This window comes from Micromonospora chaiyaphumensis (assembly GCF_900091435.1).
Lineage (GTDB): Bacteria > Actinomycetota > Actinomycetes > Mycobacteriales > Micromonosporaceae > Micromonospora > Micromonospora chaiyaphumensis.
Genome location: NZ_FMCS01000004.1, coordinates 72304 through 93099, shown reverse-complemented (window position 1 = coordinate 93099; position 20796 = coordinate 72304). Strand labels below are relative to the sequence as shown.

At 75.7% G+C, this 20796-nt stretch carries 17 protein-coding genes; 12 read left to right on the top strand and 5 right to left on the bottom strand.

What is annotated here, in order from left to right; genetic code table 11:
- The first annotated feature begins 37 nt into the window (after positions 1 to 37).
- From GA0070214_RS12420 to GA0070214_RS12400, 5 genes are all read left to right on the top strand, one after another.
- The gene (locus tag GA0070214_RS12420) at positions 38 to 739 is read left to right on the top strand and encodes a response regulator transcription factor (RefSeq protein WP_046571468.1); all 702 of its coding nucleotides are present in this window, start codon (positions 38 to 40) and stop codon (positions 737 to 739) included.
- On the top strand, positions 736 to 2283 hold the full coding sequence (locus GA0070214_RS12415; protein ID WP_091262305.1) for a HAMP domain-containing sensor histidine kinase: 1548 nt from the start codon (positions 736 to 738) through the stop codon (positions 2281 to 2283). The genes GA0070214_RS12420 and GA0070214_RS12415 overlap by 4 nt, the downstream gene beginning before the upstream one ends.
- 62 nt (positions 2284 to 2345) lie before the next feature.
- Entirely contained in the window at positions 2346 to 3872 is a 1527-nt protein-coding gene (locus GA0070214_RS12410; protein WP_091262303.1) for a S1C family serine protease, read from the top strand.
- Between the two features lie 134 nt (positions 3873 to 4006).
- Positions 4007 to 4678 carry a BON domain-containing protein gene (locus GA0070214_RS12405; protein WP_091262301.1) on the top strand — a complete coding sequence of 224 codons (672 nt, stop codon included), beginning with the start codon at positions 4007 to 4009 and terminating at the stop codon, positions 4676 to 4678.
- A gap of 75 nt (positions 4679 to 4753) precedes the next feature.
- The gene (locus tag GA0070214_RS12400) at positions 4754 to 5872 is read left to right on the top strand and encodes a glycosyltransferase family 4 protein (protein ID WP_091262300.1); all 1119 of its coding nucleotides are present in this window, start codon (positions 4754 to 4756) and stop codon (positions 5870 to 5872) included.
- A gap of 4 nt (positions 5873 to 5876) precedes the next feature.
- On the opposite strand, the gene GA0070214_RS12395 is transcribed toward GA0070214_RS12400, so the two are convergent.
- Positions 5877 to 7322: a serine/threonine-protein kinase gene (locus GA0070214_RS12395; protein ID WP_091262299.1), complete on the bottom strand. Its 1446-nt coding sequence runs from the start codon at positions 7320 to 7322 to the stop codon at positions 5877 to 5879.
- A 175-nt stretch (positions 7323 to 7497) separates the two neighbouring features.
- Between GA0070214_RS12395 and GA0070214_RS12390 the strand changes: the two genes are divergently transcribed.
- From GA0070214_RS12390 to GA0070214_RS12365, 6 genes are all read left to right on the top strand, one after another.
- The gene (locus tag GA0070214_RS12390) at positions 7498 to 8331 is read left to right on the top strand and encodes a patatin-like phospholipase family protein (protein WP_091262297.1); all 834 of its coding nucleotides are present in this window, start codon (positions 7498 to 7500) and stop codon (positions 8329 to 8331) included.
- Positions 8331 to 9353, top strand: a complete 1023-nt coding sequence (locus GA0070214_RS12385; RefSeq protein WP_091262295.1) for a 1-acyl-sn-glycerol-3-phosphate acyltransferase — start codon at positions 8331 to 8333, stop codon at positions 9351 to 9353. Before GA0070214_RS12390 ends, GA0070214_RS12385 begins: the two co-directional genes overlap by 1 nt.
- 55 nt (positions 9354 to 9408) lie before the next feature.
- On the top strand, positions 9409 to 9729 hold the full coding sequence (gene cutA, locus GA0070214_RS12380) for a divalent-cation tolerance protein CutA (RefSeq protein ID WP_091262293.1): 321 nt from the start codon (positions 9409 to 9411) through the stop codon (positions 9727 to 9729).
- Between the two features lie 47 nt (positions 9730 to 9776).
- Entirely contained in the window at positions 9777 to 13295 is a 3519-nt protein-coding gene (locus GA0070214_RS12375; protein ID WP_091262292.1) for an SCO7613 C-terminal domain-containing membrane protein, read from the top strand.
- A gap of 121 nt (positions 13296 to 13416) precedes the next feature.
- Positions 13417 to 14469 (top strand): fatty acid desaturase family protein, encoded by a 1053-nt coding sequence (locus GA0070214_RS12370; RefSeq protein ID WP_091262290.1) that lies wholly within the window; start codon positions 13417 to 13419, stop codon positions 14467 to 14469.
- A 158-nt stretch (positions 14470 to 14627) separates the two neighbouring features.
- Positions 14628 to 15776 (top strand): FHA domain-containing protein, encoded by a 1149-nt coding sequence (locus GA0070214_RS12365; protein ID WP_091262288.1) that lies wholly within the window; start codon positions 14628 to 14630, stop codon positions 15774 to 15776.
- Between the two features lie 62 nt (positions 15777 to 15838).
- On the opposite strand, the gene rocD is transcribed toward GA0070214_RS12365, so the two are convergent.
- The 3 genes from rocD to GA0070214_RS12350 all read right to left on the bottom strand — a co-directional run bounded on the left by rocD (position 15839) and on the right by GA0070214_RS12350 (position 18876).
- Positions 15839 to 17053 carry an ornithine--oxo-acid transaminase gene (gene rocD, locus GA0070214_RS12360; RefSeq protein WP_208602763.1) on the bottom strand — a complete coding sequence of 405 codons (1215 nt, stop codon included), beginning with the start codon at positions 17051 to 17053 and terminating at the stop codon, positions 15839 to 15841.
- Complete coding sequence (ddaH, locus tag GA0070214_RS12355; protein ID WP_208602762.1) at positions 17053 to 17868, bottom strand: dimethylargininase; 816 nt, start codon at positions 17866 to 17868, stop codon at positions 17053 to 17055. The genes rocD and ddaH overlap by 1 nt, the downstream gene beginning before the upstream one ends.
- Positions 17869 to 18165: 297 nt before the next feature.
- Complete coding sequence (locus GA0070214_RS12350; RefSeq protein WP_091262284.1) at positions 18166 to 18876, bottom strand: DUF4190 domain-containing protein; 711 nt, start codon at positions 18874 to 18876, stop codon at positions 18166 to 18168.
- Between the two features lie 139 nt (positions 18877 to 19015).
- On the opposite strand from GA0070214_RS12350, the gene GA0070214_RS12345 reads away from it, so the two are divergent.
- The gene (locus tag GA0070214_RS12345; RefSeq protein WP_091262282.1) at positions 19016 to 19825 is read left to right on the top strand and encodes an Fpg/Nei family DNA glycosylase; all 810 of its coding nucleotides are present in this window, start codon (positions 19016 to 19018) and stop codon (positions 19823 to 19825) included.
- A gap of 79 nt (positions 19826 to 19904) precedes the next feature.
- On the opposite strand, the gene GA0070214_RS12340 is transcribed toward GA0070214_RS12345, so the two are convergent.
- The gene (locus GA0070214_RS12340) at positions 19905 to 20744 is read right to left on the bottom strand and encodes a helix-turn-helix domain-containing protein (protein WP_091262280.1); all 840 of its coding nucleotides are present in this window, start codon (positions 20742 to 20744) and stop codon (positions 19905 to 19907) included.
- Positions 20745 to 20796 lie beyond the last annotated feature (52 nt).

The window sequence follows — 20796 nt, the reverse complement described above, 5'->3', positions numbered from 1 at the left end:
CAGCGCGGGCGCAGCCGGAGCGCGGATGATGGGTGCCATGGTGGCTACCCAGACCGAGGCCCGACTGCTCGTCGTCGAGGACGATCCCAACATCCTCGAACTGCTCTCCGCGAGCCTGCGCTTCGCCGGCTTCGACGTCGCCACCGCGACCAGCGGCAGCGCGGCGCTCAACGCCGCCAAGGACCACCGGCCCGACCTGGTCGTGCTCGACGTGATGCTGCCCGACCTGGACGGCTTCGAGGTCATCCGGATGCTCCGCGAGGGCGGCACGCGCACCCCGGTGGTCTTCCTGACCGCCCGGGACGCCACCGACGACAAGATCCGCGGGCTCACCCTGGGCGGCGACGACTACGTCACCAAGCCGTTCAGCCTGGAGGAGCTGACCGCCCGGATCCGGGCCGTGCTGCGGCGCACCGCCACCGGCGAGCACGCCCCCTCCCGGCTCACCTTCGCCGACCTGGAGCTGGACGAGGAGACCCACGAGGTGCACCGGGCCGGCCAGCGGGTGCAGCTCTCGCCGACCGAGTTCAAGTTGCTGCGCTACCTCATGCTCAACGCCAACCGGGTGCTCTCCAAGGCGCAGATCCTCGACCACGTCTGGAACTACGACTTCCGCGGCGACGACAACATCGTCGAGTCCTACATCTCCTACCTGCGGCGCAAGGTCGACAACACCCAGCCCCGGCTCATCCACACCCTGCGCGGGGTCGGGTACGTGCTGCGCAAGCCGGCGGCGTGAACGCCGTCCACGACGCGAAGGGCTGGCTGCGCAGCGTCCCGCTGCGGGTGAAGCTGGTCGCCTCGGTGCTCGCCCTGGTGGCCGCCGCCCTGGTGGTGATCAGCTCGCTCACCGCGTTCTTCCTGCACAGCTACCTGGTCGGGCGGGTGGACGACGAGCTGAACTCCTATCTGGCCCGGGTCGAGCAGACCTCGCCGAGCGACACCAGCGCGGGCAACACCCTGCCCAGCGACTACATGGCGGTCATCGCGACCTCCAGCGGGGGCAAGCTCTACTACGACAAGTCGCTCGCCGAGGACGACCTGCCCGGCTCGCTGAAACAGCTCACCTGGTACCAGCAGCACGCCGACCAGGGCGCCTTCACCACTGACGCGGCCGACAAGCACCTGCGCTGGCGAGTGGTGATCAAGCAGGTCGGGGACGGCCAGTTCATCGCCGTCGGGCAGAACATGACCGACATCGACGTGGCCGTCCGGCAGCTCGTCTGGATCGACCTGCTGGTGGGCGGGGCGGTGCTGATCATCCTGGCCTCGGTCGGTGCGGGCATCGTGCGTACCAGTCTCAAGCCCCTCGTGGAGATCGAGCGGACCGCGGCGGCCATCGCCGGCGGTGACCTCACCCGGCGGGTGCCCGACCCCGAGGACGGCCGGGCCTGCCCGACCTCCGAGCTGGGCCGGCTGTCGCGGGCGCTGAACGCCATGCTCGCCCAGATCGAGGCGGCGTTCACCGCGCGGGCCGCCTCCGAGGCGGCGGCGCGCAGCGCCGAGGTGAGCGCCCGGGACGCCGCCGCAGCGGCGCAGGCGTCCGAGGCGCGGGCCCGCCGCTCCGAGGAGCGGATGCGGCAGTTCATCGCGGACGCCTCGCACGAGCTGCGCACCCCGCTGACCACCATCCGGGGCTTCGCCGAGCTGTACCGGCAGGGCGCGGCCCGGGAAGCGGAGCAGACCGCCGGCCTGCTGCGCCGGATCGAGGACGAGGCGTCCCGGATGGGGCTGCTCGTCGAGGACCTGCTGCTGCTGGCCCGGATGGACCGGGAGCGTCCCATCGCGCTGGCCCCCGTCGAGCTGCCGGTGCTCGCGTCGGACGCGGTCCAGGCGGCCCGTGCCGTGGAGCCGGAGCGCCCCATCACGCTGGAGATCGAGCCGGGCGCCGGTCCGCTCGTGGTCCTCGGCGACGACGCCCGGCTGCGCCAGGTGATCGGCAATCTCATGACCAACGCGCTCACCCACACTCCGGCCGACGCCGCGGTGACCCTGCGGCTGCGCGCGGAGCCGGGCAACCTGGCCGTGGTCGAGGTGGCGGACACCGGTCCCGGCCTCACCCCGGAGCAGGCCGAGCGGGTCTTCGAGCGGTTCTACCGGGTGGACGCGGCGCGTACCCGGCGGGCGGGCGGACCGACCAGCACGGGGCTCGGGCTGGCCATCGTCGCCGCGCTGGTGGCCGCGCACCACGGCACCGTCGAGGTCGCCGAGACGCCCGGCGGCGGGGCCACCTTCCGGGTGAAACTGCCGCTGCTGCCCGAGACGCCCGAGCCGGGCGAGTGACTTTCAGAAAACATTCAGGCGCGTTCCAGGCTGGTCGCAGTGCCAGGGGAGAAGGTGTAGTCATGACCGACCACGAGACCGATCCGCAGCGGTCGCCGGCTCCCGCCGACGCCGAGCCGTCGCACCCGACCGCCGAGCTGCCCCGCGCCGAGAGCGGGCTGTCGGACACCACCGTGACCCCGGCCGCCGCGCCGGTTCCGGCCGACTCCCCGGCCGCCGGAACCACCGCCCCGGCCGCCCACACCGAGACGGGCACGCCCGCCAACCCGTACGCGCCGTACCCGGTCTCGGGGCAGCCGCAGCAGCCGCACCCCTGGTACGGGGGACAGCAGCAGGGCGGCTGGGCGCAGCAGGGCGGCACCGGCTACACGCCGCAGGCCGCCGGCCCGGTCCCGCCCTACCAGGCGCACCAGCCGTACCAGCAGCACCAGGCCGGGCAGCAGCCGTACCAGCAGCACCAGGCCGGGCAGCAGCCGTACCCGCAGCACCAGGCCGGGCAGCCGGTCCCGCCGTGGGGCCCGCAGCAGCCGGCGCGGCCCAGCCGGGCCGGGAAGTTCATCGGCGCCGGGGCGCTCGCGCTCGCGCTGATGCTCGGCTCCGGCGTGGCCGGCGGCGCCCTCGCCCTCGCCCTCGACGGCGACGGGACCGTCACCCGCACCTACTCGGCCGCTCCCGTGCTCAACAGCGCCGACCTGCCGAAGATCGCGGCCGCCGTCCAGGACAGCATCGTCACGATCATGACGGACAGCGGTGAGGGATCCGGGGTGATCCTCAGCGCCGACGGGTACGTGCTGACCAACAACCACGTGGTCGCCTCGGCGAGCGGCGACACGGTGAAGGTCGTCTTCGCCGACGGCAAGACCGCCCAGGCCAAGATCGTCGGCACCGACCCGAAGACCGACCTGGGCGTGGTGAAGGCCAGCGGGGTGAGCAACCTCAAGGCGGCCAAGTTCGGCGACAGCGACGCCATGCAGGTCGGCGACCAGGTGCTCGCGCTGGGCAGCCCGCTCGGCCTCCAGGGCTCCGTCACGGCCGGCATCCTCAGCGCCCGCGACCGCACCATCCAGGCCGGCGAGGGCGGCCAGCAGCAGCAGAGCCCGCAGCAGGGCGCCAGCTCGATCTCCGGCCTGCTCCAGACCGACGCCCCGATCAACCCGGGCAACTCCGGCGGCGCGCTGGTCAACACCCGGGGCGAGGTGATCGGCATCAACACCGCCATCGCCACCGCGGGGCAGGGCAGCAACGGCAACATCGGTGTCGGCTTCGCCATCCCGAGCAACAAGGCCAAGGACGTCGCCGAGAAGCTCCAGCGCGGCGAGAAGGTCAGCCACCCGTCGCTCGGGGTCAGCGTGACCGGCGCGGAGGACGGCGGCGCACTGGTCTCCGACGTGGTCGCGGGCAGCGCCGCCGACAAGGCCGGGCTCCAGCGGGGCGACGTCATCACCAAGTTCGGCGACAAGGTGATCAACGACTCCAACGACCTGGTCGGCGCCGTGCAGGCCGGCAAGGTCGGCGACCGGGTCGAGGTCCAGTTCAAGCGGAACGGTTCGAACGAGTCGGCAACCGTGACGCTCGCCGAGACGTCCTAACACCAGACCTGCCTCCTCCACGGGCGGCGGGTGACGGAGCCAAGGGGGTTGGTTCCGTCGCCCGCCGCCCCTTTTCTCGTTCTCACCCGCTCCGGGTGAGCCCGGCTCACCCCCTCCGGCGGCACCCTCGGGGCATGACGACCACCTCCGCCGTCCGTACCGACCAGGACATCCAGCGGGACGTGCTCGCCGAGCTGGACTGGGACGCGCAGACCCGGCCGACCGAGATCGGCGTGACCGTCGCCGACGGCGTGGTCACGCTGACCGGTCATGTGGACAGCTACGCGCGGCGCTGGGCCGCCGAGCGCTGCGCGCACCGGGTCCGGGGCGTCCGCGCGGTGGCCAGTGACCTGGAGGTGCAGCTGCCGGCCGCCGAGGAGCGCACGGACGCCGACATCGCGATCGCGGCCAGCCGGGCCCTGGAGTGGGACAGCTTCGTGCCCGCCGAGCGGCTGGACGTGACCGTCGCCGACGGCTGGCTCATGCTCCGCGGCGAGGTGGAGTACGGCTTCCAGAGCCGCACCGCCGAGCGGGAGCTGCGCCGGCTGCGGGGCGTACGCGGGGTGACCAACCTCGTCGAGGTGCGCCCGCCCACCCCGCCCAGTGACGAGCAGAACCGCCGCGACCTGCAACGCGTGCTGTTCCGGCGGACCGGCACCGAGCGCATCGAGGTGGGGGTCAGCGGGGACACGGTGGTGCTCGACGGGGTGGTCCGTTCGTGGTGGCAGCGGGAGGAGGCGGAGCGGGCGGCCTGGGCCACGCCCGGCGTGCGGGAGGTGCACGACCGGATCGTGGTGGCCGGCTGAGCCGCCGTTTACCGCGCGGAGCGTCGGGAAACCGCCGCCGGTCACGTACGCCGGGGCACCCATCGGGGAGGACTCGTGGCCGTGAACCATCCGCCGCCGGACCGCGCGCGGGCCGCGCACCTGCGGATCGCCATGGTGGTGCCGCCCTGGTTGCCCGTGCCGCCCGCCGGCTACGGCGGCCTGGAGCACCTGGTGGCCGGGCTGGTCGACGCCCTGGTCGACCGCGGGCACGCGGTGACCCTGTTCGGGGCGGGCCGGGAGAACGGCACCGCCGGGGACTTCGTCTCCACCTGCGCGGACCTCCAGTACGAGCGCCTCGGCGAGTCGCTGCCGGAACTGGCCCACCTGGCCCACGTCAACCGGCTGGTCGACCCGGCCGACTTCGACCTGGTGCACGACCACAGCACCATCGGCCCGTTGATCGCCGGTCGCCGCCGGGTGCCCACCGTGGCCACGGTGCACGGCAACCCGGTGGGCGAGTACGGCACGGTGCTGAGCAACACCGACGAGGGGGTGGGCCTGGTGGCGATCTCGCACGCCCAGCGCCAGGCCAACCCGGAGCTGCCGTGGGTGGGCACGGTGCACAACGCCATGGCACTGCGGGAGGTGCCGCGCAAGCGCCGCCCCGGCCGTGGGCCGGTGCTCTGGCTGGCCCGGTTCAGCCCGGACAAGGGTCCCGACGTGGCGATCCGCGCCTGCCGGGAGGCCGGCCTGCCGCTGACCCTGGCCGGCAAGTGCAACGAGCCGGCCGAGCGGCGCTACTTCGAGCAGGTGGTCGAACCGCTGCTGGGCGAGGACGTCACCGTGGTGCTCAACGCCGACCGGGAGGCCACCCAGCGGCTGCTGTACGACGCCCGCTGCCTCGTCATGCCGATCCAGTGGGCGGAGCCGTTCGGAATGGTGATGGTGGAGGCGATGGCGACCGGCACGCCCGTGGTGGCGCTGCGCCGGGGCGCCGTGCCGGAGCTGGTCCGGGACGGGGTGACCGGGTTCGTCCGCGACCGCGCGGAGGAACTGCCGGCCGCGCTGCGCGACGTGCCGCGCCTCGACCCGGCGGACTGCATCCTGCACGTGGCGCAGCACTTCTCGGTCGAGCGGATGGCCGCCGGCTACGAGGCGGTCTACCGGAGCTTCCTGGCCGACCGGGCCGCGGTCGTCGGGCGGCCCGAGGCGGCGCCGGTCGCCGCCGGCTGACCCCTCAGGTGCGTACCGCCGCCAGTTCCGCGGCGGCGGCGTCGAGCTGGCGGGCGTACCCGGGGCTGATGCTGCCCTCGCGCCGTCGGTCGGCGATCTTCCCGCGGAGCCGGTCGACGGCGTCGGTCTGCGCGCCGTCACCGGTCGCGGCCGTGGCGTTGCGCAACAGGTTGCGTAGGTCCACGCCGACGTCGGTGCGGATCTGGCCGGCCGCCAGCCCCGCCTCGATGAGCCCGTCCATCCGCTGGGCCGCCTCGATCGGGTCGCCGGCGGCGGGTGGCCTCGGGGCGCCGGTCTCCGGCGGCCACCGGGTCGGGCCGGGCGTGGTGGCCGGGGTGCCGGAGCCCGGCGGCGCGGTCGACGGGACCACCACGGGCCCGGCGGTCGGCGACACCCGCGGCGGCGCCGCGTCGTCCGGCAGCAGCGTGGGCACCAGCAGCGCGGCGGCGGTGACCACCACCACGCCGGCCGCCACCAGGGGCAGCGCCCGGCGGTGCGGGGGCGCACCGGCCGGAGCGGGTGCGGGCGCCGCGGGCTCGGCCGCCGGTCGCGCCGGGGCGGGCAGCGCCGGCAGGGTCACGGTCGGGGCCAGCATCGTGGCGGCCTGCGGGTCGGCGGGCAGCAACTGGTCGCGGAGCACGGCCGCCACCTGGTGCGCGGTGGGCCGCCGCCGCGGATCGCGGGCCAGGCAGCGCAGGCAGATCTCCGCGACCGGCGCGGGCAGCCCGGGTACGCCGTCCAGCGTGGGCGCGGCGTCCTCGGCCAGCGCGGCGCTGAGCTCCTCCCAGGTGTCCGCCGGGTACGGGGGCTGCCCGGTCAGCGTCTCGAACAGCAGTACACCCAGCGAGTAGACGTCGGTGGCCGGCTGCGCCGGAGCCCCGTCCAGCCGCTCCGGCGCCACGTAGGCCGGGGTGCCGAACGTGCCGCCGTCCTCGTCCTCGTCGGGCGCGCCCACCCGGGTGGCGATGCCGAAGTCGAGCACCTTCGCGCCGACCCGGGTCATCATCACGTTCGACGGGGTGACGTCCCGGTGGACGATGCCCAGCCGGTGCGCCGCGGCCACCGCCTCGGCCACCTGCGCGCCCGTCTCCACGGCCTGTGGCCAGGGCAGCGGCCCCTCGGTGAGCCGGTGTTCCAGCTCCTCGCCGCTGAGCAGTTCCATCACCACGAACGAGGTGATCGAGCCGTCCGGCGCGACCGTCTCGCCGTAGTCGTGCACGGCGGTGACGTGCGGGTGGACGAGCTGAGCGGCGGAGCGGGCCTCCTCGCGAACCATGTCCCGGAACCGGGCGTCGGCGGCGAGCGAGGGGGCGAGCACCTTCACGGCCACCACCCGGTCGAGCACCTCGTCACGGGCCCGCCAGATCACCGACATGCCGCCGGCCCCGATCTGGTCGACGAGCCGGTACCTGCGGGCCAGCAGCCGGCCGGCGTGCAGCGTCGCCTTCACATCCACCTGCCTGGGCTTGGGAGCGCTATCAGGTTGCGGGAATGTGTCCGGCCTGTCAACGGCTGTCCGTTCTCCGATCGCGTCCCGCGTCGCGGCCGTCGCACCCGGTGACGGGCCGGCCGGGCGGGACCGGCTCGGCGGGGCGGGCTGTGCGCCGCGTGCCAGGATGAACGGCATGGCAGGCGGTCCGGTGGCGTTCGTGCTCGGCGGCGGGGGAGTGCTCGGCGCCGTCGAGGTGGGCATGCTCCGTGCCCTGTTCCGCGCCCGGATCCGGCCCGACATGGTGCTCGGCACCTCGATCGGCGCGGTCAACGGCGCCCTGGTCGCCGCCGATCCCAGCGAGGCGGTCACCGACCGGCTGGTCCGGCTCTGGGCCTCGCCGGAGGCGAGCGAGGTGTACGGGGACTCGGTCGCCCGGCAGCTGCGCCGCTTCGCGGCGCGCACCCACCTGCACTCGCCCCGGCCGCTGCGCCGGCTGCTGGAGAGCGAGCTGGGCGAGGACACCACCTTCGCCGACCTGAAGGTGCCGTTCCGCTGCTGCGCCGCGAACATCGAACGCGCCGCCGAGTACTGGTTCCACAGCGGACCGGTGGTGCCGGCTGTGCTCGCCTCCGCCTCGGTGCCCGGGCTGCTGCCGCCGACCCAGATCGACGGCCAGCACTACATCGACGGCGGGGTGGTCAACTCGATCCCGGTCGGCGAGGCCGTCGCGGCCGGCGCGACGCGGATCTTCGTACTCCAGGTGGGCCGGATCGAGCGGGAGCTGAGCCCGCCCCGGAGGCCCTGGGAGATCGCCCAGGTGGCGTTCGAGATCGCCCGCCGGCACCGGTTCGCCCGGGAGATGGCGGCGCTGCCGGAGGGCGTGGAGGTGCACGTGCTGCCGACCGGCGGCCTGGAGCCGCGTGACGACAGCCCCTGGGCCTACCGGGACATGGCGGCGGTGGGGCGGCGGATCAGCCGGGCGTACACGGCCTCCCGCCGCTACCTGGACACCGCGTTGGAACGCTGATGCCGCTGCCACCCCGGTGGGTACGCCGGCTGCTGCTCGCGCCCGGCGTGGTGCTGCTCGCCGTCACCGTGGTGACCACCCTGCCGGTCTGGGCGCTGCTGGCCCTGGCCGCGTCGCCGCTGGTGCCGGGACGCCTTCGCCCGTTGCGGCTGCTCTGGATCGGCACGGTCTATCTGATCTGGGACGCGGCCGCGCTGCTCGCGCTCTTCGTGCTCTGGCTGGCCTCGGGCTTCGGCGCGCGCAAGCGGTCGCCGGCCTTCCAGCGGGGCCACTACGTGCTCGCGGGTTACTTCCTGCGGGTGCTGTTCTGGCAGGCCCGCTGGACCCTGCGGCTGCGCATCGACGTGGTCGGCACCGACCCGGACACCGCCCTGCCCGGCCGCCCCGAGCTGGTGCTCTGCCGGCACGCCGGGCCGGGCGACTCGTTCATCCTGATTCACGCCCTGGTCAACTGGTTCCACCGGGAGCCCCGGATCGTCCTCAAGGAGACCCTCCAGTGGGATCCGGCGATCGACGTCCTGCTCAACCGGCTGCCCAACCGGTTCATCGCGCCGGGGCCGGACGGGCGGGAGTCGGCGATCCGGCAGATCGGCCACCTCGCCACCGGCCTGGACGACGACGACGCGTTCGTGATCTTCCCGGAGGGCGGCAACTTCACGCCGAAGCGCCGGCTGCGGGCCATCGCCCGGCTGCGCGCCCTCGGCCTGGAGCGGATGGCGCGGCGCGCCGAGCGGATGCAGCACGTGCTCGCCCCGCAACCGGGCGGGCTGCTCGCCGCCCTCGACGCCGCCCCGGACGCCGGGGTGATCTTCGTGGCGCACACCGGGCTGGACCAGATGCTCACCGTCGCCGACGTGTGGCGTGAGCTGCCCATGGACAAGCGGATCGTGATGCGGTTCTGGTCGGTGCCGCCCGAGGAGGTGCCGGTCGGCCGGCAGGAGCGCATCGACTGGCTGTTCGACTGGTGGGCCCGGATCGACCGGTGGATCGCCGCGAACCGCGACGGGGCGGCCGCCGGCTAAACCCGGTTCGGTGCGTGTGCAGCGGACCGCCAGGAACGCCACGTAGGGTGCGCTGGTGGAACAGATCTGCGTGGTGACGACGGTGGTGGACGCCCGCGCCGTCGCGGACGTGCTGGCGGCCGCGGCCGTCGCCGGCCGGCTGGCGGCGTGCGCCCAGGTCGGCGGGCAGGTGGACAGCACCTACTGGTGGCAGTCGGCGATCCAGACCACCGCCGAGTGGTCGGTCCAGTTCAAGACCGCGCCGGACCGGGTCGACGCGCTGGTCGACCAGATCCGCGCCAACCACCCCTACGAGGTGCCGGAGGTCCTGGTGACCCGGGTGGAGAGCGGCAACCCCGACTACGCAACCTGGGTGCACGACCACACCCGACCCTAGGTACGCCTACTCTGTCCGCCCGTCCCGCCGGCACCGATGCTGGCGGGGTGGACAACACCGGCTATCCCTGCCCCGGCTGCGGCGCCCCCGCCGACCTCGCCTCCGGCTGCTCCGGTTGCGGCCGCCCGCCGTACCCGCCGGCCGCCGAGGTGGTCCGGCTGGACGGGGAGATCGCCGGGCTGACCCCGCGGGTCGAGGCGGCCCGGGTCGCGTACCAGGAGCTGGCCGGCCGGCTGTCCACGGCCCGGCAGCGGCGGGCCGAGCTCGCGGCCCGGATCCGCCTGGAGATCCCGGCGCCGCGGCCGGTGGCACCCGTGCCGCCGCCGCGCCCGCAGCCGGTCACCGTCCCGGCCCGTCCCGGCGGCGCGGAGACGTCCACCCGGGCCGTGCAGAGCTTGCTGTTCGTCCTCGGTGGACTGCTGCTCGGCACCGCGGCGGTGGTCTTCACGGCGGTCGCCTGGGCGGCCTTCGGGGTGGCCGGGCGGGCGCTGATCCTGCTCGCCTTCACCGCGCTCGCCCTCGCGGCGCCGCTGGTGGCCCGGGCGCGTGGGCTGCGGGGCACCGCGGAGACCTTCGCCGCCGTGGGCCTGCTCCTGGTGCTCCTCGACGGGTACGCCGCCTGGTCGGTGGACCTGTTCGGGGTGGCCGGCTGGCCGGGCAGCCGGTATGCGGCGCTGGTCGGGGGGATCGGCGCGGCGGTCGCGGCCGGGTACGCCCGCGTGAGCCGGCTGACCGTGCCCTGGTTCGCGGCGCTGCTGACCGCGCAGCCGGTGCTGCCCCTGGCCGCGGCGGCCGGCGAGCCGTCCGCCGCCGGCTGGGCACTGGTGCTGACCGCGCTGGCGCTGGGCGACCTCGTGGTGGTGGTCGCCCTGCGCCGCCGGCTCCGGCCGGCCGGCGGGCTGGCCGGTGGGGGGCCGGTCCAGCCCGACCCGGGGGCGGTCGGGGGAGCGGCGGCCGGCGGGGGGCCGGTCGCCGCGCCGCTCGCCGGGTGGGTGCTGGGCTGGGCCGGGCACGGTGTCGCGCTGGCCCTGGCGGCCGGCTGCGCGCTGGTGCCGCTGGCCCTCGGGCGGGCGGCCGGCACCCCGCTGCTGGCCGGCGGTCCACTGCTGGTGGTGGCGCTCGCCCTGGTCGCCGGTGCGCTGGCGGCGGGCGGCCGGACCTACCGGGTGGTCACCGCCGGGCTGCTGGTGCCGGTGCTGGCCGCCGCGCTGGTCCGGCCGGTCGTCGCGCTGCGCCCCGGTCTGCTCCTGCTGGCGGCGGGCCTGGTGGTGGTCGCGCTGGCCGGCGCGGTCCGGGCACTGCCCGCCGGGATGCGGACCGGCCCGCGACTGGGCGCCCTCGTGGTGGCCGCCGGCCTGGGCCAGGTGGCGATCGTCCTCACCGGACTGGTCGCCGCGGCGACGGCGGCCGCCGCCTTCCCGGCCTGGCAGGGTGGGCGGGCCGCCGCGCTCCCGTCCTGGGGATGGCAGCTCCCGGTGGCGGTGCTGTGCACCGCCGGGGCGGTCGCCCTGCTGGTGCCCCGGGCCGCCCGGCCGCTCGTCGGGGTGGTCGGTGGCGCGCTGGCCGTGCTGGCCGCACCGGCCGTGGCGGTCACCCCGTGGCCGCTGGTGCTGGTCGCCGACCTGGCGACGGCCACCGCGCTGCTGCTGGCGGTGGTGGCCCGGCCCCGCCGGGGGTACCCGACCGTGGTGGTGACCGCGCTCGCGGCGGCCGTCCTGCTGGGTCACGCCCTGCTGGTGGGCTGCGCCGCGCCGGCCGGCGCGGGCGCCGTGCTCGCCGTCCTCGCCGTGCTCGGTCCGGTCGTCGCGGCGCGGGGCCGCCGGGGCCGGGGCGCGCAGCCGGCCGTCGCCGGGGTGGCGCTGGCCGTGGCGCTGCTCGCCGTACCGGCGGGGGTGGCCGTCGCGCTCTTCGGGCTCGGCGCGCCGCCCTGGTGGCAGCTCCGTGGCGCGACCGCCGCCGTCGCGGTGCCGGTGCTCGCCGTGCTCGCCGTCCGTCGCCACTGGACCGACCTGCACGGGTACGCCTCGACCGGCCTCGCCGTGGCACTCGCGGCGGCCGGCCTCGCGCCGCTGGTGGTGCCGGGCGGGGAGCCCGTGGCGCTTTACGCCGCCGTCGGGGCGCTGCTGGCGCTGGCCGCCGGTGGTGGCGCCCGGCCCGGTCCCGCCCCGCGGGCGGTCGGCGCCGGGGTGGCGGGCCTGGCGCTGCTGGCCGCCGCCCCGATCGCGCTGGCGGTGCTGCTGGACCTGCCCGTCCGGCCCTGGTCCGGGGTGCCCGCCGTCGAGCCGACGCCGGCGGCGGCCCGCGCCGGGCTGGTGCTGCTGCTGCTCGGTGCGCTCGCGGCGGCGTACGCCCGGATCGTGACGGCTCCGGCTGGCCGCGTGGCGCCGGACGCGCCGAGCCGGAGCGGTCGCCGCTGGCTGCCCGCGCTGGCCGCGCTGCCGTTCGGCGCGGTGGCGCTGCCGGTGCTGCTCGCGGCGGCCGGCGCGCCCTGGCCGGTGGTGCCCGCGCTGGTCTTCGGCACCGGGGTGGCCGCGCTGGTGCTGGCCGCCCTCGCCGGCCCGCGCCCGGCGGCGCCGCTGGTCCTGCTGCCGCTGGGGTTCGCCCTCACCGCCCCGGGGCTCGGCGGCCTGGTCGCCACCCGGGCCGGGACCCTGGCCGCGCTGGGAGTGCTGGTCGTCGCGGGGGCGATCGTGGGTGCGGCCGGGCGGCCCGCCGAGGCCCGGCTCGCCGGCTGGCTGGGCGCCGTGGCGGCGGCCACGGGCTTCGCGGTGACCGCGGCGCTGGCCGGCGGGCTGCCGCTGCGTACCGCCGGGTTCGCGGTGCTGGCCGTCGCGGCGGTGACCCTGCACGCGGTGCCCGCGCTGCGCACCCGGACCGCCGGCGCGCCCGGGCCCGCCCGCGTGGACGCCGCGGTGGCGCTGGAGGCGGCCGCGCAGGCGGTGGCCCTGCTGGCGCTGCTGCTCACCGGCGGCGCGCTGCGGCACGCGGCCGCGGTCTGCGTGCTGTGGGGGCTGGCCGTGGCCGTCCGGGTGCTGCGCCGGGGCGAGACGCCGGGCCGGCGCTTCGGCCTCGCGGCGGTCGCCGGGGGCAGCGAACTGCTCGGCGGCTGGCTGCTGCTGGCCGCCGGCGGCGTGGCGGTGCTGGAGGCGTACACCCTGCCGGCGGCGGCGCTCGCCCTCGGCGCGGGCCTGCTGGCGCTGCGGACCCGGCCGGGGCTGAACAGCTGGCTGGCGCTCGGCCCGGGGCTCGGCGCGGCGCTGCTGCCCAGCCTCGTGTCGGTGCTGGCCGCGCCGGACCCGCAGCCGGCCCGCCGGCTGGCGCTCGGCCTGGTGGCGCTCGGCGCGGTGCTCGGCGGGGCGGTCCGGCGCTGGCAGGCGCCGGTCCTGCTGGGCGCGGCGACCCTGGTCCCGCTGGCCCTGCACGAGCTGGCCCGCGGCTGGGACCTGCTGCCCCGCTGGATCTTCCTGGCCCTGGGCGGGCTGGCGCTGATCGCCCTCGCCGCCACCTACGAGCGGCGGCGGCGGGACCTGGCCCGGCTCCGGGCCGCGGTGGGCGGGATGAGGTAGGGCTAGCACCACCCCGTGCTGGGGGGTTGCCAGGATTACCGAGCGCAGTCGATCTCCGCAGAATTGGTTACGCAGCGTTGCGCCGCCGGCGTGGCGCACCAACCGAGGAGCGGGGGAGCGGATGACCTCATCGACGTTGACGGCACCGGCGGCACGGCGGGGCAGCGACTACGCCCGGCTGTCCCGCCGGGTCGCCGCCGCCGGCCTGTTCGACCGGCGGCCCGGCCGGTACGCGGCCCGGATCGCGCTGACCCTGGGCGCCTTCGTGGCCGGCTGGGCCGCGGTGGTGGCGGTCGGCGACTCCTGGTGGCAGGTGCCCATGGCGGCGCTCATGGCGGTGGCCACCACCCAGGTGGCGTTCCTCGGCCATGACGCGGGCCACCGGCAGATGTTCCGCCGGCGCGGCCCGAGCGAGGTCGCCGGCCTGGTCGCCGGGAACCTCGCGGTCGGGCTGAGCTACGGCTGGTGGGTGGACAAGCACAACCGGCACCACGCCAACCCGAACCACGAGGACGAGGACCCGGACGTCGGGGCGGGCGCGCTGGTGTGGACGTACGAGCAGGCGGCGGCGACCCGGGGCCTGAGCCGGTGGATGGCGCGACGGCAGGCGTGGCTGTTCTTCCCGCTGCTGCTGCTGGAGGGTCTGGCGCTGCACGTGGCCAGCGTGCGCGCGCTGGTCGGCCGGGAACCGGACGGCCGGTGGCGCACCCCGGTCCGGCACCGCGCCGTGGAGGGGCTGCTGCTCGTGGCGCACGCCGCCGGCTACCTCGGCCTGCTGTTCGCGGTGATGTCGCCCGGCCGGGCACTGCTCTTCGCGGCCGTGCACCAGGGGCTGTGGGGGCTCTACATGGGCTGCGCGTTCGCCCCGAACCACAAGGGCATGCCGATGCCCACGGCCGAGGACGACCTCGACTTCCTGCGCAAGCAGGTGCTCACCTCGCGCAACGTCCGCGGCGGGCGGTTCGTCGACGTGGCACTGGGGGCGCTCAACTACCAGATCGAGCACCACCTGTTCCCGAACATGCCCCGGGCGAACCTGCGGCTGGCCCGGCCGATCGTCCGTGCCTACTGCGCCGAGCAGGGCATCCCGTACGTGGAGACCGGGCTGGTCGAGTCGTACCGGCAGGGGCTGGCGCACCTGCACGAGGTGGGGCGCCCACTGCGGCAGAGCTGAGTGACGAGCGTCGATTTCCGGCGTGCGTCGCGCGGCGCCGGTGGGGGCTGCCGGTAGGGTCGTCGCATGGCAGACCTGCTCACCGCGACGGCGGTGCGAGCCGAGGCGGGGCGGCCGGCCCCGACCCGGCGGAGCGACGACACCGTCCGGAGCGCGGCATGAGATTCGAGATCAGCAAGGTGCTGGACGCCATCGAGGGTCGGGTCTGTACCGATCCCTCGCTGGCCCGGGCCGTGGTCGACCTGGCCGAGGTGATCCGCTGGCAGGACCTGGACGGCGGGCGGCCGGCCAGCCTGCTGCGGCTCGGCATGGTGATCGACGCGCTCTCCCGGCAGATCGAGGAGGACAGCGTCCCGGTCTACGCGATCGTGCACCGGGCGCTGCTCTCCGACGCGGACCTGACCTCCAACGAGCGGATGGTGGTCCGGCGGTGGGCCGACGACGGCCTGGTCGAGGTGCTCGACCACCCCGGTGACCGGATGCTCGAGGTGGCCGACCTGCTCGGCCTGCCGGTGCTGAGCCGGGCCCGGTTCGACGGGCTGGGCGGCCGCTGGCCGTGGCTCGGCCAGGCCGGGCGGGTGCTCGCCCCGGTACCGGGCGCCGGTGGCCCGGTCTTCATCGCGCACGTCGGCGGCGGGCACACCCCGGCCACCGCCAGCCGCTCACCGGTCGGCGCGAAGCTGCTGGCCCGGCAGTGGCGCTGCCCCGAGCCGGGCTGCGCGCTGTTCGGCGGCGGTGGGGGCGGCGGTGCCTTCGCCGACCTGGCCCGGGTGGACCGCGCCCCGGCCGGGCAGCCGCCACCCACGCTGCGCAACGGCGTGCCGACCTGCCCCCGGCACGGCACCCGGCTCGGCGACGCCGGGCCGCGGCCGCGTACGGCCGTGCTGGCCGTGCGCATCGGCGGGATGGTCCGGCAGCGGTTCGCGCTCACCGAGAACCAGCCGGTGCCGGTCGGGCGGGCACCCGACACCACCGGCGGGATCGTGCTCGGCCAGTGGCTCAACGACGAGGCGCGGCGCTGGATCAGCCGCAGCCACGTCCGGTTCGAGCTGCGGGTGGGCGAGGTGATCGTGACGGACACCAGCACCAACGGTTCGGGCGTGCGCCCGGGCGGCTCGATGGCCGAGCCGGACCGGATCGCGCTGGCCCCGCAGCAGTCCCGGGTGCTGGGCGACGGCGACCTCATCGAGCTCTACCCGGGCGTGCAGATCGGCCGCGCCGACGAGGTGACCAGCGACGCGAAGTTCAGCCCGACCTCGGTGATGGCCGAGGCGCCGACCATGGCGATGCGGCTGCCGCGCCCCTGACGCGACGCGAAAAGGGCGCCGGGACCGTCGTGGTCCCGGCGCCCTTTTCCCAGGTACGCGGATCAGCCGGCCAGCACGGCGGCGAGCTGCGCCACGGCGTGGTCGATCTCCTCCTCGGTGATCACCAGCGGCGGAGCGAGCCGGATGGTCGAGCCGTGGGTGTCCTTGGCCAGGACGCCCCGCTCCATCAGCCGCTCACAGGCCTCCCGGCCGGTCATCAGCGCCGGGTCGATGTCCAGCCCGGCCCAGAGGCCCCGGCCCCGGACCGCGACCAGGCCCTTGCCGACCAGACCGCGCAGGCCGGCGTGCAGCCGCTCGCCCAGCTCGGCCGAGCGGCGCTGGAACTCGCCGGTGGCCAGCAGCCGGACCACCTCGGTGGCGACCGCGCAGGCCAGCGGGTTGCCGCCGAACGTCGAGCCGTGCTGGCCCGGCTTGAGCACCCCGAGCACGTCGGCGTTCGCGGCCACCGCCGAGACCGGCACGATGCCGCCGCCGAGCGCCTTGCCCAGCAGGTACATGTCCGGGACGACACCCTCCTGCTCGCAGGCGAAGGTGGCGCCGGTGCGGCCCAGGCCCGACTGGATCTCGTCGGCGATGAAGAGCACGTTCCGCTCGGTGCAGACCTCGCGGACGCCCGGCAGGTAGCCCTCCGGCGGCACGACGACGCCCTGCTCGCCCTGGATCGGCTCCAGCAGCACGGCCACCGTGTTCTCGTCGATCGCGGCGGTCAGCGCGGCCAGGTCGCCGTAGGGGACCACGGTGAAGCCCGGCGTGTACGGCCCGAAGTCGGCGCGGGCGTCCTCGTCGGTCGAGAAGCTGACGATGGTGGTGGTCCGGCCGTGGAAGTTGCCCTCGGCGACCACGATGTTGGCCTGGCCCGGGGTCACGCCCTTGACCTGGTAGCCCCACTTGCGGGCGACCTTGATGCCGGTCTCCACCGCCTCGGCGCCGGTGTTCATGGGCAGGACCAGGTCCTTGCCGCAGAGCGCGGCCAGCTCGCGGCAGAAGTCGGCGAACTGGTCGTGGATGAACGCGCGGCTGGTCAGCGTGAGCCGGTCGAGCTGCGTGTGCGCGGCCTCGATGAGCTTCGGGTGCCGGTGGCCGAAGTTCAGCGCCGAGTAGCCGGCCAGGCAGTCGAGGTAGCGGCGGCCGTCCACGTCGGTCAGCCAGGCGCCCTCGGCCGACGAGATCACCACGGGCAGCGGGTGGTAGTTGTGCGCCGTGTGACGCTCCGCGTCCCGTACCGCGGAGGGCGTCCGCAGCATGTCGTCGATGATCACTTGACTGCCTTTCCCTGACGGAGTCGCAACGTGCAGCACTTCGGTCCGCCGCCGGCCTTGCGCAGCTCGGACAGGTCTATACCGATGGTTTCGTAGCCCCGGTCGCGCAGCTTCGCGGCCAGGTCGGTGGCCTGCGCCGGCAGCACCACGTGCTGGCCGTCGCTGACCGCGTTCAGCCCCAGCACCTCGGCGTCGGCCATGGTGGCGTGGATCGCGTCGGGGAAGAGCCGGCGCAGCACCGCCCGGCTGCCCGGGGAGAACGCCTCGGGCAGGTACGCCACGGTGCGCTCGTCGAGGACCGTGAGCGCGGTGTCCAGGTGGTAGAAGCGCGGGTCCACGAGCTGCATGGTGATCACCGGGTAGCCGAAGACCTCCTGGAGCTGCGCGTGCGAGGCGTGCGCGGTGCGGAACCCGGTGCCGGCGAGCAGGTGGTCGCCGGCCAGCAGGACGTCGCCCTCACCCTCGTTGACGTGCTTCGGGTCGTACATCTCGAAGCCGGCGGCCTCGAACCAGGCCCGGTAGGCGGGGGCCTCGTCGGCGCGCTGCGGGTCGCGGAACTGCACCGCCATGGCCTTGCCGTCGATGACCGTGCCGCCGTTGGCCGCGAAGACCATGTCCGGCAGGCCGGCGACCGGGTCGATCAGCTCGACCTCGTGGCCCAGGTCGACGTACGTCTGGCGGAGCTGCTCCCACTGCCGGATCGCCAGGTCGGCGTCGACCGGGGCGGTGGGGTCCATCCACGGGTTGATCGCGTAGTCGACGGCGAAGTACGTCGGCCGGCACATCAGAAAGCGCTGGCGGGTCGCGTCCATCGTCATGTCGTGCTCCCAGGGGTCGGGCGCGCCCGGCCACCGTGGCCCACGGGCTGGCGCCGTGGTCCAACGGTATGCGGCGCGGGGCGACGACATCCACCGCCGGAAGTTGCGTCGGCCGACGGATCGTTGCGTTTGCCCGCCCTCGAACGACCGATCATTGCGTCCACGCCGACCGACCCCGGACATACTTCGGGGGCGGCGAACCGCCGCCCCCGAAAGAGGTGTGCCCGGCTGGTGAACCACCAGAGCTGATCGGGCGTGCCGGCGCTGCGCCGGCGACCGGGAAACTGCCCGTCAGAAGAGATCCGCAAACTGTGAGTCGAGCCACTCCCGGAACCGGCCGACCCACTCGCCGTCGGTGGTCGGCCAGTCGAACTGGCCGGTCATCGCCACGATGCCGAGCACCACGGCGGCGAGGCCGACGGCGATGCCGATCAGCGCGTCGGTCTTGCCGGCCACGTGCCGGCGCCGGGTGGCGACCAGGCCGAGCACGGCGAGCACGGCGCCGACCGCGCCGAGACCGATGCCGTAGCCAGCCAGGGTGCCGGACAGCACGAAGAGCGCGCCGACCACCGAGACGATCAGGCCGAGGGTGGCGAGCAGGCTGGCCCGGGGCCGCTTCGTGACGACCGGCTCCACCCGCTCCGTCGCCGGGTCCCGGTCCAGCGGCCGGTCGGGTCGGCCGTCGCGGTTGAGGTCGACCGTGCGCTCCGTGGCCGGCTCCGGGTCGGTCACCGGCGCGGGCCGGGCGCCCAGGTCCGGCCGGCGGCCGGTGGCCGCGCGGGCCGCCGCGGCCCGGTCCGCCGCGTGCCGCTCCGAGTCGGTGACGCGCTCGCCGTCCGTCGCCGTGGCCGCGCTGCGGTACGTGGTCCGCTCCGCGTCCCGGTCGGTGACGACCGGCCGGTCGTCCACCCGGTCGCCGACCCGGTCGCGCTCGTCGACCACCCCGTCGTTGTTCACGTCGTCAGTTCGCGCCGGGCCGTTCCGGCGGGACAGAATCTTCACTTCGACACCTCCTGAACTCCGGCGCGGAGACCGCGCGTTGATGCTCCTGAGGTACCCCGCTGCGGACACGTCGACACCCGTCGACGCCGGTGCCGCTCCTGGTCGGCGGCGTCCGGGCCGGCGGGCTACCGTTGCCGTCGTGCCAGAGGGACACACCATCCACCGCCTGGCGGCCCGCCACGCCGAGCTGTTCGCCGGTGACAAGGTGCACGCCGCCAGCCCGCAGGGTCGCTTCGCCGAGGGCGCGGCCCGGCTCAGCGGCACGGTCCTCGACGGCACCGAGGCGTACGGCAAGCACCTGCTGCACCACTACGCCGGCGAGCTGACCCTGCACGTCCACCTCGGGCTCTACGGCAAGGTCACCGACGGGCCGGGCGAGCCGCCGCCCCCGGTCGGGCAGATCCGGCTGCGGCTCACCTCCGACCGGCACTGGCTGGACCTGCGCGGGCCGACCGCCTGCGAGCTGCTCACCCCGCCCGAGGTGGCCGCGTTGCGCGACCGGCTCGGCCCCGACCCGCTGCGCGCCGACGCCGACCCCGAGCGGGCGTACGCGCGGATCCGGCGCACCGCCACCCCGCTGGCCGCGCTGCTGCTGGACCAGTCGGTGGTGGCCGGCACCGGCCTGATCTTCGTGGTCGAGGCGCTGTTCCGGGCGGGGCTGCCGCCGCTGCTGCCCGGGCGGGACCTGACCCCGGCCGGCTGGGCGGAACTCTGGGCCGACCTGGTCGCGCTCATGACCGTCGCGGTCGAGCGGGGCCGGATCGACACCGTGCGCGACGTGCACCTGCCGGAGGCCATGGGGCGGGCGCCGCGGGTCGACCGGCACGGCGGCGAGGTCTACGTCTACCGCCGTCCCGGCGCGCCCTGCCACGTCTGCGGCACCGAGGTCAGCCGGGGCGCGCTCGCCGGGCGCAACCTCTACTGGTGCGCCACCTGCCAGGCCCGCTGACCGGCGTGCGCCCTCGGGCGCTGCCCGCGCGCCGGCTCCGGGAGCCCGGCGCGGCCGCCGCCGGCCGGGCGCGGCCCGGTCAGCCGACGGCGCGGAGGGTGCCGTGCCGGCGCTGCCGGAGCCCCTCGACGGCCTGCGCGGTCGCCTCGTCGGCGGGCAGGAGCACGACCAGTTCCTGGGCGTCGGTGCTCGGCAGCTCCAGCCTCTCGCGATGCCAGCGCAGTTCGCCCACGGCGGGATGGTCGAGCCGGAGCGGGACCTGTGGCGGCGGCAGGTGCCGTTGGAGCCGCCGGGTGAACTCCGGCCCGGCGACGGGGGCGAGCTGGACCCTGAACCACTCGGAGCTTTCCGCGGAGGGCCCGAGCCACAGGTCGAAGGCCCGCTCGTCGGCCACCTGGTCCCAGTCGGGGAACACGCTCCGGGCGGGCGGATCGGTGAACACGTAGCGGGTCAGGTTGGGTTCGGCGGTGTCGAGCAGCCCGATCCCGCCCATGACCAGCTCGAACCCGCCCGTGTGGGCGAGCACGTCGCCCAGCCGGTTGGTGACGAACGCCAGCCCGGGTTCGAGCAGCCGGAGGGTCTCCCGCACGGTGGGCCGTACCTCGCGGTTGGGCGGTGCCGGCGGCCGGTGCCCCGGGCAGCCCCCGCCGGTGATCTTGGCGAGGTAGCGCAGGTGGTGCCGCTCCCCGGCGTCGAGGCTCAGGCCGTCCGCGAGGGCGTGCAGCACCGCGTGCGAGGGGTTGCGGTCGCGGCCCTGCTCAAGGCGGGTCAGGTACTCCACGCTGATTCCCGAGCGGGTGGCCACCTCCGCCCGGGTCAGGCCGGGGGAGCGGCGCCGGCCCCGATCGGGTAGGCCGAAGGACTCCGGCTGGATGCTGTCGCGCTTGGCACGGACGAAGTCGCCCAGTGGCGTACCCATGGGTGGAGAGTCTAGGCCGGATCGCGGCTGCCCCGGCCGGCGTAGCGTGGCC

What these genes read in the sequence shown, in the direction of transcription:
- GA0070214_RS12420 (WP_046571468.1), top strand. Translation starts at nt 38, where the DNA reads ATGGTGGCTACCCAGACCGAGGCCCGACTGCTCGTCGTCGAGGACGAT.
- GA0070214_RS12410 (WP_091262303.1), top strand. Translation starts at nt 2,346, where the DNA reads ATGACCGACCACGAGACCGATCCGCAGCGGTCGCCGGCTCCCGCCGAC.
- GA0070214_RS12405 (WP_091262301.1), top strand. Translation starts at nt 4,007, where the DNA reads ATGACGACCACCTCCGCCGTCCGTACCGACCAGGACATCCAGCGGGAC.
- GA0070214_RS12390 (WP_091262297.1), top strand. Translation starts at nt 7,498, where the DNA reads ATGGCAGGCGGTCCGGTGGCGTTCGTGCTCGGCGGCGGGGGAGTGCTC.
- GA0070214_RS12385 (WP_091262295.1), top strand. Translation starts at nt 8,331, where the DNA reads ATGCCGCTGCCACCCCGGTGGGTACGCCGGCTGCTGCTCGCGCCCGGC.
- GA0070214_RS12370 (WP_091262290.1), top strand. Translation starts at nt 13,417, where the DNA reads ATGACCTCATCGACGTTGACGGCACCGGCGGCACGGCGGGGCAGCGAC.
- GA0070214_RS12365 (WP_091262288.1), top strand. Translation starts at nt 14,628, where the DNA reads ATGAGATTCGAGATCAGCAAGGTGCTGGACGCCATCGAGGGTCGGGTC.
- ddaH (WP_208602762.1), bottom strand. Translation starts at nt 17,868, where the DNA reads ATGGACGCGACCCGCCAGCGCTTTCTGATGTGCCGGCCGACGTACTTC.
- GA0070214_RS12340 (WP_091262280.1), bottom strand. Translation starts at nt 20,744, where the DNA reads ATGGGTACGCCACTGGGCGACTTCGTCCGTGCCAAGCGCGACAGCATC.